6 protein-coding genes are annotated in these 14,704 nt (G+C 70.3%); all 6 read right to left on the reverse strand.

The window, feature by feature from the left end:
- Positions 1–19: 19 nt before the first annotated feature.
- A complete protein-coding gene (locus OG205_RS11895; protein ID WP_330276271.1) occupies positions 20–9,190 on the reverse strand; it encodes an SDR family NAD(P)-dependent oxidoreductase in 9,171 nt (3,056 codons plus the stop codon).
- Positions 9,191–9,203: 13 nt separating this feature from the next.
- Positions 9,204–11,189, reverse strand: a complete 1,986-nt coding sequence (gene asnB / locus OG205_RS11900) for an asparagine synthase (glutamine-hydrolyzing) (RefSeq protein ID WP_330276272.1) — start codon at positions 11,187–11,189, stop codon at positions 9,204–9,206.
- Positions 11,190–11,195: 6 nt separating this feature from the next.
- The gene (locus tag OG205_RS11905; protein WP_330276273.1) at positions 11,196–11,459 is read right to left on the reverse strand and encodes an acyl carrier protein; all 264 of its coding nucleotides are present in this window, start codon (positions 11,457–11,459) and stop codon (positions 11,196–11,198) included.
- Positions 11,456–13,027 (reverse strand): alpha/beta fold hydrolase, encoded by a 1,572-nt coding sequence (locus OG205_RS11910; protein WP_330276274.1) that lies wholly within the window; start codon positions 13,025–13,027, stop codon positions 11,456–11,458. The genes OG205_RS11905 and OG205_RS11910 overlap by 4 nt, the downstream gene beginning before the upstream one ends.
- Positions 13,028–13,212: 185 nt before the next feature.
- Positions 13,213–13,380: a hypothetical protein gene (locus OG205_RS11915; RefSeq protein WP_330276275.1), complete on the reverse strand. Its 168-nt coding sequence runs from the start codon at positions 13,378–13,380 to the stop codon at positions 13,213–13,215.
- Positions 13,381–13,482: 102 nt separating this feature from the next.
- The gene (locus OG205_RS11920; RefSeq protein ID WP_330276276.1) at positions 13,483–14,571 is read right to left on the reverse strand and encodes a hypothetical protein; all 1,089 of its coding nucleotides are present in this window, start codon (positions 14,569–14,571) and stop codon (positions 13,483–13,485) included.
- Positions 14,572–14,704 lie beyond the last annotated feature (133 nt).

Consider the following 14,704-nt stretch of genomic DNA (forward strand, 5'->3'; position numbering starts at 1 on the left):
TTCCGAGAACGAGGTGGGCTCAGGCGAGCGCATCGGGAACCTCCCGGTTGGCCAGGACCGCTTCCAGCAGTGCGGTGCGCGCACCGACGTCGAAGGAAGGCGGCCCGATCACCGTCACGGGCACGGCACTCACAGGGGGTTCCGGAGTGCTCGTCTCCGGCACCCAGTAACGCTCGCGGGCGAACGGATAGGTGGGCAGCGCCAGCACTCGCCGGTCACCGGACGGATGCAGGCTCACCCAGTCGACCGCGCGTCCTTCGCACCACAACGCGAGCAGCCGGTTGAGATCGCCGCTCCGCAGGGCGGCGGTGACTTCCGGCTCCGTTTCGCGGTCTCGGCGCACGGCCGCACCACGCGCCCGGCGCAGACTTCCGGTGTGCAGGCCGGTGCCACCCGCGAGGAACGCGGTGAGCGCGGCGACGACCTCTCCGACGTCACGGGCGACGAAGCCCAGCCGGTGCTCCATTTCCTCCCTGCCGACCTGCAGTGTGAAGGCCAGGTCCGCGAGCGAGGGCGAGTTCTCGCCGAGGAAGGCGCGCAGGTCCTCGGCACGAGCCGCGAGGCGGTCCGCGTCACGGGCCGAGAGGACGATCGCCTGCGGTTCGGCGGTCGGCGCCGGTTCCGGTCGCGATGGCGGGGCTTCCAGGACGACGTGGGCGTTGACCCCGCCGAACCCGAAGCTGCTGACACCGGCCCGCAACGGCGACTCGGTCCCGGAAGCGTCGGTCACCGGCTGCCAGGGGCGCGATTCACGCACGACCTCGAACCCACTGCCGTCGAGCTTCAGGTGCGGGTTCAACTCGTCGAGGTGCGGCACCGCCGGCAGCTCGCGGTGTTCCATCTGCCGCAACACCTTGACCACACCTGCCAGGCCGGCCGCCGCCTCGGCGTGGCCGATGTTCGCCTTCACCGCGCCGAGTGCCCGCGTGGCCGAGCCGCCGAGGTTCCGGTAGGCGGTGGTGAGCGCGTCGACCTCGACCGGGTCACCCAGTGCGGTGCCTGTGCCGTGCGCCTCGACGTAACCGATGCTGTCCGGGTCGATGCCGCGCATGGCCGCCTCGATCACCCCCGCCTGCGCCGAGGCGTTGGGGGCGGTGAGCGAGGCCGCCCGGCCACCGTGGTTCTCCGCCGTGCCGAGAACGACACCGTGAATGGTGTCGCCGTCGCGCAGTGCCGCGGCCAACGGCTTGAGCAACACCGCCGCCACGCCTTCCGCACGGACGTATCCGTCGGCGTCCGCGGAGAAGGTCTTGCAACGCCCGTCGGGGCTGAGCATTCCCGCGGCCCGCGTCGAGACGAACGTGTCGACGCTCAGCAGCAGGTTCACCCCGCCGGCCAGCGCCATGCCGCAACGCCCGGACCGGATGCTCTCGACCGCGCGGTGCAGCGCCACCAGCGAACTGGAGCACGCCGTGTCGATCGGCTCGCTCGGTCCCCGGACGTCGAGCAGGAACGAGATCCTGTTCGCCAGCACGGCGTGCGAGTTGCCGGTCGCGGTGTAGCCGTCCGGCTCCACTCCGCTCGCGTTGAGCAGGTGGTGGTAGTCCGTGCCGGACACACCGAAGAACACGCCGGTGTCCTCAGGCAGTCGCGCAGGCGAGTAACCGGCGTTCTCCAACGCCGTCCACACGGTCTCCAGCGCCAGCCGCTGCTGCGGGTCCATGAGCTCGGCTTCCAGGCGGGACAACGAGAAGAAGCCCGCGTCGAACCGATCGACGCCCTCGATCAGCCCCGCGTACTTCGGGAAGTCCGCGCGTGCCACGACCTCGGCGTAACGGCCGTCGAACCGGTCAGCCGGATACGACGAGACGAGATTCGCGCCTTCGCGAAGCCGTTCCCACAGTGCGTCCGGATCGTCGGCACCGGGGAACCTCCCGGCGACACCGATGATCGCGACCGCATCGGTCTCCTGCTCGGCCGGAGGCAACGCCGCCGGGAGGGCCTGCGGAAGCGACGACGGCACAGCGGGAACGAGCCCCGCCGGAGCCGACGTACCGATCTCCTGCGCCAACCGGCCGACCAGCCCGCGGATGTTGGGGTGCTGGAAGAACACCGCCGGGCTCAGGTCGATGCCGAGCCGGCCACCGAGTTCCTGGGCGAGCGAGGCCAGGCTGATCGACTCGAACCCGAACGCGGGGAAGTGCGTGTCGAGGTCGATGTCGGCCGGGTCGGTCTTGAGCAGCTGGGCCACGGTCTCGCGAACCTGGGCGGTCAGCCGGTCCCGGACCGCGCCGTCCCCGTCCCGCTCGCCGGTCACCGCGACCGGCGCGTTGCCGAACTCCACGCCCTCCCACCGGCCCAGCACCGCTCCGGTCTCGTCGAGCAACCGCACGTCGAACGTGGAACCCTTGCCCTCCAGCACGATCGCCCTAGTGCGGCCAAGATCCGCACCCTCGGCCGAGCGCACCCGCACGACGGTCGCGTCGGCGTCGGAGGTGAGGTACTGCACACCTTGCACCAGCCCGTTGAGCACCCAGGCCGGAATCCGGACGCGTCGCTTGTGCGGATCCTGGGACAGCGCGGGTTCCGCGACGCGGACGAGCAGCCGTCCGCCGATCTCCGCGACTCCCTCGACCACCCTGGCGAAGGGCCGGGCGTCCACACCCAGTTCGCCGAGCTTCGCGTAGAACCCCTGCTCGTCCAGCGAGAGTGGAGTGTCGATCACGGAGTCGTTCTGCCGCAACGGTTCCGTCGCAGCGACGAGATCGGCGCCGAACACGACGGTGCCGTCCTGGTCGTGCAGTTCGGCACGGTTCGCGCCGAGTTTCCAGGTGAGCAGCTGATCCTGCGACGGATCAGGCAGGGCGGCCCAGCGCGCATCGCGCACGGCCCAGCCGTCCCCGAGGCCGGCGACCTCGGCGAACGCGAGCACACCGTCCAGCAGCGCGGCCGTGGCATAACGCTTCTCGCGCCGCACCGAGTAGACGTAGTCGAGCAGTTCGTCGCCGCGCAGCGCGAGCCGGTAGCGAACGCCGTCCAGGTCCGACTCGTTGACGCCGACCCACGGGTGCGCCCGCCGCGCGAACGCGATGGGGTCCAGCACGCTCGGCGCGTCGTCGAACTCCGGGTACCAGCACCGGACGCGCTCGAACGGGTAACCGGGCAGCGACAGCTTCGCGGGCCTGGTCGCCTGCGGCCACAGCACGTCCCAGTCGACGGCCGCACCGGCGGTCCAGACCGCCGCGAGCGCACCGAGGTCCGCCCCGGCAAGCGCCTTCTCCACATCCGCTTCGTCCGGCGGATCGGTCACGCCCATCGTGCTCGGCACGAACCACACGCCGTCGGGCACGACCGGGCTCGCCCAGTCCACTTCGGACAGAACGGAGAGCTTCGCCGCGACGGCGTCAATGTCCGCGGCAACGAACGCCACACGGGACGACATCTCGTTCTTGCCCGTCTGCAACGTGAAGGCAAGGGCGTCCAACCCAGGCCGCGACGCCACCACGTGCGCGTGCAGGTCTCGCAGCACACGTCCCATTGCCTGCGGCGTGGCCGCCGAGCAGACGATCAGTCGTGGCAGTCCGGACTCGGCCGGCGGCCGGACCATGTCGTCGTGTTCCTCCACGACGATGTGCACGTTCGCGCCGCCGGCTCCGATCGAGGTGACACCGGCACGCCTGGGTACCGTCTGCCCGTCGAGTACCGGACGCGCCCACTCGGTGCGCTCGTGCTGCACGACGAACGGCGTCTCGGCGAAGTCGATCGCCGGGCTGAGGGTCTCGGAGTGCAGCGACTTCACGATCGTCCGGTGCTTCAGCTGCAGCAGGACCTTCGTCAGGCCGACGATGCCCGATCCCGACAACAGGTGAGCGACGTTGGACTTCACCGAGCCGAGCGCGCAGAAGCCCCGGTCGGCGGTGTCACGGCGGAACGCGCTCGTCGCGCCGCGGATCTCGATCGGGTCTCCCAGCGACGTCGCCGACCCGTGGCCTTCGAGGTAGCTGATCGTGCGCGCGTCCACGCCCGCGTCGTCCAGCGCCTTCTCGATGGCACGGCCCTGCTGCACCGGGCTGGGCACGGTGAACCCGTTGCGCACGCCCGCGTTCGTCATACCGCTGCCCCGGATCACGCCGTACACGTGGTCTCCGTCGGCGACGGCCTCGGCGAGCGGCTTGAGCACGACCATGCCGACGCCCTCGCCGAGCACCGTGCCGTCCGTGCCGACGCCGTAGCTGCGCAGGAGATCGGCCGTCTTGCTGGTGAAGTGGGCCTGGGAGGTGCCGATCAGGTCGTAGGGGTGCAGCATCAGGTTGATGCCACCGACGACGGCCATCCGGCACTCACCGGCCCGCAGCATCCGCACGGCCTGGTGCACGCACGTCGACGAGGACGCGCACATCGTGTCGAGGAACATCGACGGCCCGGTGAAGCCGTAGAAGTACGACAGCATGTTCGCGAACACGCCGATCTCGCTGCCGCTCGTGGCCGTGCCGCGCATGAGCATGTTCTGGAAGCCGTAGAGCGAGTAGCTGTTGTTCATCGACCCGACCAGCACGCCGACGTCGCCCTGGTAGCGGCGCTGGATGGTCTCGCGGGAGTAGCCCGCGTCCTCCAGCGCCGTGACGCCCGCCTGCAGCAGCAGCCGCACCTCCGGTGAGAGCAGTTCGGCCTGCCGCTGGGAGAGGGAGAAGTAGCGCGGGTCGAACGCGTCGATGTCGCGCAGGAACGTCCCGGACTTGACCACGGACTTGCCCGGCACGTCACGTTCGCCGTAGTAGATGTCCTGCTGGCGCCACCGGTCCTGAGGCGGCGCCTCGAAGCTGTGCCTGCCCTCGCTGAGCAGCTCCCAGAACTCGTCGAGCGTGTCCGCGCCGGGATAGCGGCCGGACATGCCGATCACCGCGATGTCGTGCTCGCCGTGAGCGGCCCTGGGGCGTTCCACGATCTCGGCCCGAGCGACCGGCACGGGGTCGGCCACCGGCTCCGGCGACGGTTCGGGCAGCACCTCCGGCTCCTGCGTCGCTTCGGTTTCCACCAAAGGGGCCTGCGGCTCTGCCGGTCCGAACAGCTCGACGAGCCGGGACCGGTGCTCGGCGAGGAGATAGCCCGCCACGCCGCGCAGGTCCACGTGCTCGAAGAACAGCGTCTTCGGCAACGACCCGAAGTCGTCCTCCAGCCGGCTGGTCACGTCCACGATGACGAGCGAGTCGATGCCGTAGCGCTCGAGCTTCTGGTCGGCCCGGATGCGCTCCGGTTCCTGACCGGTCAGCTCGGCGAACAGGTGCCGCAGGTGCTCCTCGGTGCGGGCCATCAGCGTTCGATCGTCCATTTCGGACTTCACGGCGACAGCGGCAACGCGCTGAACGGGCGCGTCCTTCGTCAGACCCGAGTAGCGGCGCAGTTTCGGCGCGTCGCCGTACAGGACGATCCGCTGCGAGGGAGCGTCGACGCCCAATGCCCTTTCCAGCGCAGCGAGTGCCGCCGCGGTCGGCAACGGGACGGTTCCCGTCGTCTTGCGCAGGTAGGCCTCGGTCGCCGAGTCCACGCGCATGCCGCCTTCCGCCCACAGCGGCCAGTCGACGGCGCGGACGACGTGGCCGGAGGCCCGCGAGGCCCAGGCGTCGAGGAAGGCGTTGGCCGCCGCGTACCCGGTCTGGGCCGCACCGCCGAACGCCCCCGCGACCGACCCGAACACGAGCAGGAAGCCGGCGTTGTGCTCGCGGCACACCTCGTCGAGGTGCGCCGTGCCGGCCAGCTTGGGAGCCAGCACCGGCGCGGTGGTCTCCAGCGGGGTCTTCACGAGATAGCCGTCGTCGAGCACACCAGCGGCGTGGAAGATGCCGTCGAGGCGACCGGAACGCTCGCTGATCGCGCTCGCCGCGGCACGCACGCTCGTCAGGTCGGTCACGTCGGCCTGCTGGTAGCCGATCCGGTCGCCGAAACGCTCCCGCAGATCGGCGATCTCCGCGCTCTCAGCCCGTCCGCTCAGCACGACGGTCGCGCCGTAGCGCGTGCAGAGGTGAGAGGCCATCAGACGGCCGATGCCGCCCGCGCCGCCCGTGATCCAGTAGACGCCACCGTCACGCAGCAGGGAATCACCACCGACAGCGACGGGCAGTTCCTCGGTCTCCCTGGTCAGGCGACGACCCGAGTCGTCGTAGGCGACCTCCACGTCGGCGGTACCGGCCTCGGCACGCACGATCGTCTCGAACCGCGCGGCGTCGACAGGGCCGTCGACGAGCACGACCTTGCCGCGAATCGCCGGGTTCTCCTTGTGCAACGACTTCAGCACCGCGGCGAGCGGGGCGAACACCGGGTCGTCCGGGCGTCCCGGCGCGACGACGACCACCGTCCGGCCGGCCGGTCCAGGCCGGTCGAGCAGAGCGCGCAGGTGCCGGTAGCAGGCGTCGAACACGACCTTCGCGGCGTCCGCGGGGCCGCCTGTGAGACCCCTGGGCAGTTCGAGGATCTCCGCGTCCAACCGCCCACCGGCACCCCCGCCCAGCACCGCGTCGAGCACGACGAGCGGCCCGGCGGGTGCCGTCTCGGCCGGGAGTGCGGCGGCGCGCCACACCTGATGCGCCTCGATGAGGGTGCCCTCGGGCGTGGGGATCGCGGAGGTGCGGACCTCGGGCGTGCGGGCCGCGAGGGCGCGATGCGTGTAGCCGCGCAGCCAGGCGCACAACGTCCCGTCCTCGCCGAACACGTCCAGGTCCACTTTGGACTCACCGGAGGCGCGGAGCACCGCGTGCGTGATCCGGCCGACCGGGGCCAGCAGCGTCAGCTCGTCGAGTGCGAACGGCACGGCCACCGCGTCGGGGTTGCGCCAGCCGGACTCGTCCGCGCCCAGGGCGAGAACGGCCTGCAGGGCGCTGTCGAGCACGACCGGGTGCAGCAGCCATCCGCCCGCCGCCCGTGCGGGCACCTGGATCCGGGCGAGCACACCTTCCTCACCTCGCGACACCTTCTCCAGGCCGCGCAACGCGGGCCCGTGCTCGATCCCGCTGGCGCGCAGCGCCGCGTATCCGCGGGCGACGTCGACCGGCTGCGGGAACCGGGAGGACAGGTCACCGGCGGCTTCGCCCCCAGGCTGACCGGCGGTGAGATGTCCGGTGGTGTAACGATTTCCGGCGTCGTCGAGAACCGTGAAGCCGAAACCACCGTCACGGGGTTCCAGGCGCAGTCGCACGACCAGCCGCTCCCCCGTGACCGTCAGCGGACGGAGCCAGCCGACGTTGCGCACGCTCGGCACCTCGATCCCGCCGATCCGCTCGGCGGCGGCGAGCACCAGACCGAGCACGGCGACACCGGGGACCACCGGAACGCCGTTCACCACGTGGTCGCGAATGACGTCCTGGCCGGCCTCGAAGGTCAGCGGGAAGGTCCAGCCGCCGTTCTCCTCCTCGCCGGCACCGAGCGACGGATGGCCGGCGACCTCCAGCGGACGGAACCAGTACGGCGTGCGCGCGAACGCGTAGCCAGGCAGGTGGATCCGCCTGCCGGTCGCGGGCCATGCCGACCAGTCGACCGGGAGGCCACGAACCCAGGCACGGGCGAACTTCTCCGTGCGGCCCTGTTCACGCCACACCGCTGCCAGGTCCGTCAGGTCGCTCTCGTCGAGCACGGCGACCTGCTCGTCCTCGGCCTGTCCCCGCACGCTGTTCCCGCGCAGCTCGCCACTCTCCGCGAACGCTTCGAGCTGCTCGGCCCAGTCGGCCAGGTCCCGCGCGTGGAAAGCCACTCGCACAGGCAACGGCACTCGACCATGCCTCAGCGTGTGCGCGACGTCGATCAACGAGGGCGGCAGGTCCTCCGTCAACCGCGTGCGCACCCACGCCGCCAGATCGGCGCACGTCTCGCGCAGCCGGTCGTCCTCCCAGGCGGACACCGGCAGCCATTCGTCCTCTTCGGACGGTGGCGTCGACTCCGCGGCCGGGACGGACTCCAGCACGGCGTGCGCGTTGGTGCCCGCGAAACCGAACGAGCTCACCCCGGCACGCAGCGGCTCGCCGTCCGGCGCGGTCCACTCGGACAGTTCGCCGACGACGCGGAACGGTGACCCGGTCAGGCTGATCAACGGGTTCAGGCGCTCGAACCCGACGGTGGCCGGCAACCGGCGGTGCCTCATCGAAGCGATCACCTTGAGCAGACCGGCGACCCCGGCCGCGCCCTCGAGGTGACCGATGTTCGTCTTGACCGAGCCGAGGCCGCAGTGGTGCTCCTCGCCCGTGTCGCCGAGCTCGGCGAACGCCTTCTTCAGGCCGCGCACCTCGATCGGATCGCCGACCGGCGTTCCCGTGCCGTGCGCTTCGACGTAGCTCACCGACGCCGGGTCGATGCCGGCCCGCCGGTAGATGTCGACGATCAGCTCGGCCTGCGCGTCGGGGTTGGTGACGGTGAGCGAACTGGTGCGGCCGCCGTGGTTGCTGCCGATGCCGCGCACGACCGCGTGCACGTCGTCGCCGTCCCTGAGCGCGTCGGTGAGCCTCTTGAGCAGGAGGACGCCACCGCCCTCGCCGCGCACGTACCCGTTGGCGTCCGCGTCGAAGACCTTGCTCCGGCCGGCCGGCGAGAGCATGCCCGCCTTGCTGAACGCGACGAAGTGCCGCGGTGACCAGACGAGGTTGACGCCGCCCGCCAGTGCCTGGTCGCAGTCACCGGCCTGCAACGCCTGCACGGCCTGCTGCACCGAGACCAGCGAACTGGCGCACGCGGTGTCGTTGACCACGCTCGGGCCGCGGAAGTCGAAGAAGTGCGAGACGCGGTTGGCGATCACCGCGTACGCCGCGCCCGTCGGGTAGTACGCGTCGATCGTGGTGAGCTCCTGCTCGACCAGTTCGGCGTAGTCCCAGTGACACACCCCCATGAACACCCCGGTGCGCGAACCCGCCAGCCGGTCGGCGCGGTGGCCCGCGTCCTCGACGGCGTGCCAGCTCAGTTCGAGGGCCAGCCGCTGCTGCGGGTCCATCAGCCGTGCCTCGCGCGGGGAGATGCCGAAGAAGTCGGCGTCGAAGCACTCGACGTCGTCGACGAAACCGCCCCAGACGCTGGCCGTCTTGTCGCCGTCGCGGCGTGGGTCGCCCGCGAAGTCCGCCGCGCGCCACCGCTTCTCCGGCACTTCACTGATCAGTGAGCGCCCCTGTTCGAGGTTCGCCCAGAACTCGTCGGCGTTGCGCGCACCGGGCAGCCTCAGTGCCTGTCCGACGACCGCGATCGCGGTGTCCTGCGCGCCGGAAGTGTGCTGTGTCATGGAAGTTCCTCGTCTATTCCTGGCCGTGTCCGGCCGGCAGCGCGCTCGTGCGGCGATCGACCACGTGCAGCCCGGCGCGCAGGGGCGAGGCGTCGAACGCCTGCCCGCGGACGAACCAGTGGTGCAGCCAGTGCAGGGAGGCCAGCAGCGTGAAGGCCTGGTTCTCCTTGGTCCCGATCCGTTCGGCGGGACTGGTGAAGACGCGGTCGACCAGAGCGCGGGTGAACCGCGGGTCGAGCACGCCGATCGCGTCGAGCGTGGTCTGGTCGGTCAGGACGTCGCGGAACTCCGGCCAGGCACGCACGAAGGCCGCGCCGTCGGTCGCGCGGTAGGGGAACTTGCCCTTGTCGATGACCTTTTTCGGCAGCACGCCCGCGAAAGCGCGCTTGAGGAGGTACTTCTCGTCGAACGGGTCGCCGAAGCGGTGGTTGAGCGACGCGGCCAGCTTCACGACCGCCGGGTCCAGGAACGGGCAGCGGTTCTCGACGCCGTGGGCCAGCGCCATCCGGTCGCCCTGGGTGGAGAGCAGGTAGCCGGACAGCAGGGTGCGGAACTCCAGCCACTGCGCCTTGCGCACGGTGTCGAGCGCGGCGTAGTCCGGTTCGGACGCGACCATTGCCTGTGCCGCGGCGAACGGGTCGGTGGCGCCGCGCAGCAGGCGTGCGGCGAACCTGCCGTTCTGGAACCGCATCTGGTGCGAGAACAGTCCGGTCAGGTGCTCCTCGGTGAACTGCTGGTACAGCCCCAGCATCCGCCGGGGAGCGTTCTCCCCGGAGAAGTGCGGGAGGTACGGGTAGATCCGCCCGATCCGCTCCAGGCGGGCCTGCTCGTCGAGGTCGTGCCAGGAGTCGAGCAGCAACGCGTCCTTGAAGATGCCGTAGCCGAGGAACGCCTCGTCCGCGCCCTCGCCGCTCATCACCACCTTGATCCCGGCCTCGCGCACCTTCTCGGCGAGCAGGTACATCGGCACGAAGGCGGTGCGGAACGCGGGAACCTCCGCGTGCCTGACCGCGGCCGGGAACGCCTGCACCACGTCGTCGTCACGCACGTACACGGACTGGTGGTGGGTGCCGAGGTCCGCGGTGACCGCCGCCTGCTCGGCGGACTCGTCGAACTGGGCGTCGTCGAACTCGATCGAGAACGTCCGCAGCGGGTGCTGCTGCCGTCCGGCCGCCAGGTGGGCGATGATCGAGGAGTCGAGCCCGCCGGAGACGTAGACACCGACCTCGACGTCGCTGCGCAGCCGCACGTCGACCGCCGCCGTCAGCTCCGCCCGCACCAGTTCGATCGCTTCTTCTTCGGAGTCCGGCGGCAGACCCGGCTCCAGGTCGAGCGTGGCCCACCGGCCTCGTTCGACCTCGTCACCGCGCAGGCACAGGAACTCGCCCATCGGGATCTGCTCGATGTCGCGGTAGCCGCTCTGGTCGGGCAGCGGCGTCCAGGTCGCGAAGATCGACGCGAGCTGCTCGGAGTCGAAGGAGAACCGGAATCCCGGAACGGCCAGGAACGCCTTCATCTCGGAGGCGAACAGCCACTTGCCCTCGTGGCGGGCCACGAACAGCGGCCGCTTGCCGAACCGGTCGCGGACGAGCGTGAGCTCCCCCGTCAGCGAGTCGTAGAGCGAGAAAGCGAACGCGCCGTTGAACCTCCGCAGGCAGTCACGTCCCCAGGCGAGCCACGCCTGGAGCACGACCTCCGTGTCGGAGTCGGTGCGGAAGCGCATGCCGAGCCGGATGAGCTCCGCGCGCAGCTCGCGGTAGTTGTAGAGCTCGCCGTTGTAGCAGAGCCACCACCGGCCGTCCTCGCTGCCGACCGGCTGCGAACCGTGGGTGAGGTCGATGATGCTCAGGCGGACCGTGCCCATCACGAGGCGGTCGTCCAGGTAGCACCCGGCCTCGTCAGGGCCCCGGTGCTCGATCTGGCGCAGCATCCCCGCGATCAGGTCCTGGTGCCCGGAGATCCGGTGGGCGCCTCCGTAGGCGCCTGCGATTCCACACATCCCCGGTCACCGACCGTCCACGGCGGACAGCACGTGGGCCTCGACGAACTTCACGATCGCGCTGAGCGAGACCAGCACCTCGTCGAGCAGCTGCTCGCCCAGCTCGAGGCCGTAGCGCTGCTGCACGTGGTTCATCAGCGAGATGTAGCCGAACGAGTCGAGCACCCCTGCCTTGAACAGGTCGGTGTCCTCGGTGATCTCGTCCCCGAAGGTGAACAGCGCCTCGTTCTCCAGGTAGCTCTTGAGCTCCGCGGTCAGCTCGGCGGTCATGGGTTTGCTCCTTCGATCAGGTGAGCCAGTTCAGGCCAGTGGGCGCGGATGAAGAAGTGGTCGCCCGGCAGCCGGTGACGGACCAGGGGTTCGGTGGTTTCTCGTTGCCACGCGAAGATGTCTGCCTCGCTGAACGGTTCGAGGTCGCCGGTGACCACCGTGATCGGCACGTCCAGCGGCGCCTCCTCCTGGTGGCGGTACCGTCCGAGCACGGTGAAGTCCGCGCGCAGCACGCGTTCGTAGTGCGCCATGAGGTCCTCGTACTGGCGCAACTGCTGGGGCACCCCGCCGAGCTCGTCGAGATGTGCCCAGAAGGCGTCCCCGGTCAGCTGCCAGGTGTCGCGCTCCCGGCTGGGCACCGACGGCCCGCACTCGCCGGAGACGACCAGCCGCACCGGAGCGGGCAGGCCCTCGGCACGGAGCTGCCGGCACACCCGGAACGCGAGCCTGGCGCCGAGGCTGTGGCCGTAGACGGCGAACGGTTCGTCGTCCCGCAGGTGCTCCCGCAGCTGGCCGGTCAGATCCGCGACGAGCGCGTCGGGATCTGTGACGAGCGGTGTCGAGTGGCGGCGCCCGCGGCCGGGCCGTTCCAGCGTCACCAGCTCGACGTCGCCGAGATGCTCGATCAACGGCCGGTAGGAGTTCTCGTCGCCGCCCGCGAACGCGATGGCGAACACCCGCCGCGGTGTCACCGCCTGCGGCACCGGCGCGGTCTCGATCTGGCGCACCATCCTGGTCAGCACTCCGTTTCCGCCGATTTCCCGGAATCGCGCCGCGGGCTGCGAGCGAAGTACCGCGAGGACGCTGTCCGACCACCGGACGGCGCCGTCGAGCTGGGCTGACAGCGTTGTCGCCACCTCGCCGTCGCGGTACGGCCTCGCGGTCGCGTTGGCGATCACGGTGCTGTCCAGCGAGGAGAACCGGAATCCGCGCAGGAACGCCGCGAACTCCTCCCGCGCCGGCTTCATGTACCGCGAGTGGAAGGCTGCGGACACGCGCACCTGGGCCACGCGCAGCCCTTGTCCCGCAAAGACTTCGCGGGCACGGTCGATGTCGGCGGCCGGGCCGGAGAGCACGTTCTGCAAGGGGGTGTTGCGGTTCGCCACGTCCAGGGTCGTGAGCTCGTTCTCGGCGAGCAGCTCCTCGAGCCGTTGCACCGAAGCGCCCACCACGGCGAGCATCGCGCCGCCTCGCTCGGCCCCCATCAACGCGGCCCGCTGTGCCACCAGCTTCAGGCCGGTCTCGAAGTCGAACGCCTTCGCGGCGAGCAACGCGTTGTACTCCCCCAGACTGTGCCCGAGCAGCACGCCGGCCGGCGGCTCGCCACGATCGACGCTGTCCCAATAGGACAGTGCGTTCACCACGAAGACCGCGGGCTGCGTGTAGCGCGTGTCGTCCAGGCGGCCGTCGGGGTCTTCGAGACACAGCCGCGCGATGTCGTAGCCGAGGACGTCGCTCGCCAGCGAGACGGCCCCGGGATATCGGTCGAACAGTCCCGCCCCCATCCCCTTGGCCTGGGTTCCCTGGCCGGGGAAGAGCGCGACGCCGCCGCCGTGCGTGACAGGCATTGCTGCTCCGATTCTCGGATCAGTGAGTTCAGAAGAGTTCTCCCCGAATGCGGGGAGGAAGGCCGGCTCGATCGCCGGAAACGTCGTCGCCAGACCGTTTTCGGGCATGGGTCTGCCGCGATCTGAATTGAGGAATGTTTCGCTGATCAGAAAGGATCGGCCACGAACAGGGACAGAGCGGCGACTCAGGCCGCGGTCACTCCGGCCTGGACGGCGCCGGCGACCTGCGCGGATGCGGACGACGGCACCATGTTGGGGCCTTCGACCCCGGAGTCGGGACCGCCCAGGGCGATGACGGCCGCGACACCCAGGCTCATTCCGGTGTAGCGCGTGACGACGGCGAAACGCTTCACAGTTGAGTTCTTCAGCACTTTGTCACTCCCGTTCTCTCGACTGAAACCACTGTCGCAGCCGTGGTTCCCGATCCGTTCCTTCCCGGGATACCGCTTCAGTACCTATGCGGTAGGACCAGATCCGCGGGAGACCGGCGGCGGATCGGCTGAGAGCGAGACACCCCGGGCGCGGTCCAGCAGCGCCTCGACGATTTCCGGTGTCGGCCCCTCGGCCACCACGTACAAAGCACCCTCTGGCGCCGCAAGGGTGTGCTCCGCACCCGCGAACCAGCGGGCGCTCGACGGACGTACCTGCCCGCCCGCCAGCGCCCGGAAGAGTTCGGTCTGCACGTCGACGCCCGCCGCGATCTCGATGAGCCTGGCGATCGTCCTGGTCCCGAACCCTGGTCTGACACTGACGACGCGGGGACCTCGTTCGGACAGCACGAGCGTGGTCTCCGCGGGCCCGAACTCGTATCCCACCAGGTCGAGCACGGCCGCGACGGTCGCCCGTGTCTCCCTCGAAACAGGCTCGGCCAGCTCCGCCGGGTGCAGGTACCGCACCCCGCCACTCGTCATCCACTTCGCCGTGGCACCGACGACGCGGTGCATGCCGTCCAGCGTCAACGTGGTGATCACGACCTCGGGCCCGATCACGAACTCCGCGATCTCGACCGGCCCTGACTCTCCACTGTTCAGCCATTCCGCCAGTTCGGCGCCACGGCGCAGCACGACCTCGGCGCGTTGTCCCGAACGGATCACCACGGGCAGGCCGATCCTGGCGACGGCCTCGGGAACGTCCACACCGGAGGCGGTGGCGCGGCGGATCATCGGATACCTGCTCGTGGCCAGCACTTCCGCCAGCCTGTCGTCCTCGGCGAGGATGCGGGCGGCACCGGCGGAGTCCGGAACCGTCTGTGCCGCCGGGAATCCGTCCGAGGCGAGGACGTGCGTGATCCGGTGGTCCCGGACGACTTTCGCGACGGTCCTCGTCACGGCGCTCTTGTCGTTCGGGTCGACCACGTCGGTGTGATCGGACGCCAGCGTCCCGAAGGCCTGCCGCTCGTCCGCCGCGATCACCAGCCGCAGCTCGACCCCGCTCCGCACGGCCTTGCGCGCCAGCGACACCGACGGGAAACACAGCAGCAGCCGTACGTCCGCGCTCATCGCCGCATCGCGTTTCCGGCCCTGCCGGGCCGAGTGCTCGTACACCGCCGCTTCATCGTCGCGCTCCTCAGCAGATCGGTGAGGCCCAACGAGTCTCCGAGGCCACATCAGCTGTCGACACCTGCTTTTCAGCCAGAGTGCCCTCAGCCGATACCGATCCGTTCCCGATGGAACTCCG

It is taken from the genome of Lentzea sp. NBC_00516, from assembly GCF_036346835.1.
Taxonomy (GTDB): Bacteria; Actinomycetota; Actinomycetes; order Mycobacteriales; family Pseudonocardiaceae; genus Lentzea; species Lentzea sokolovensis.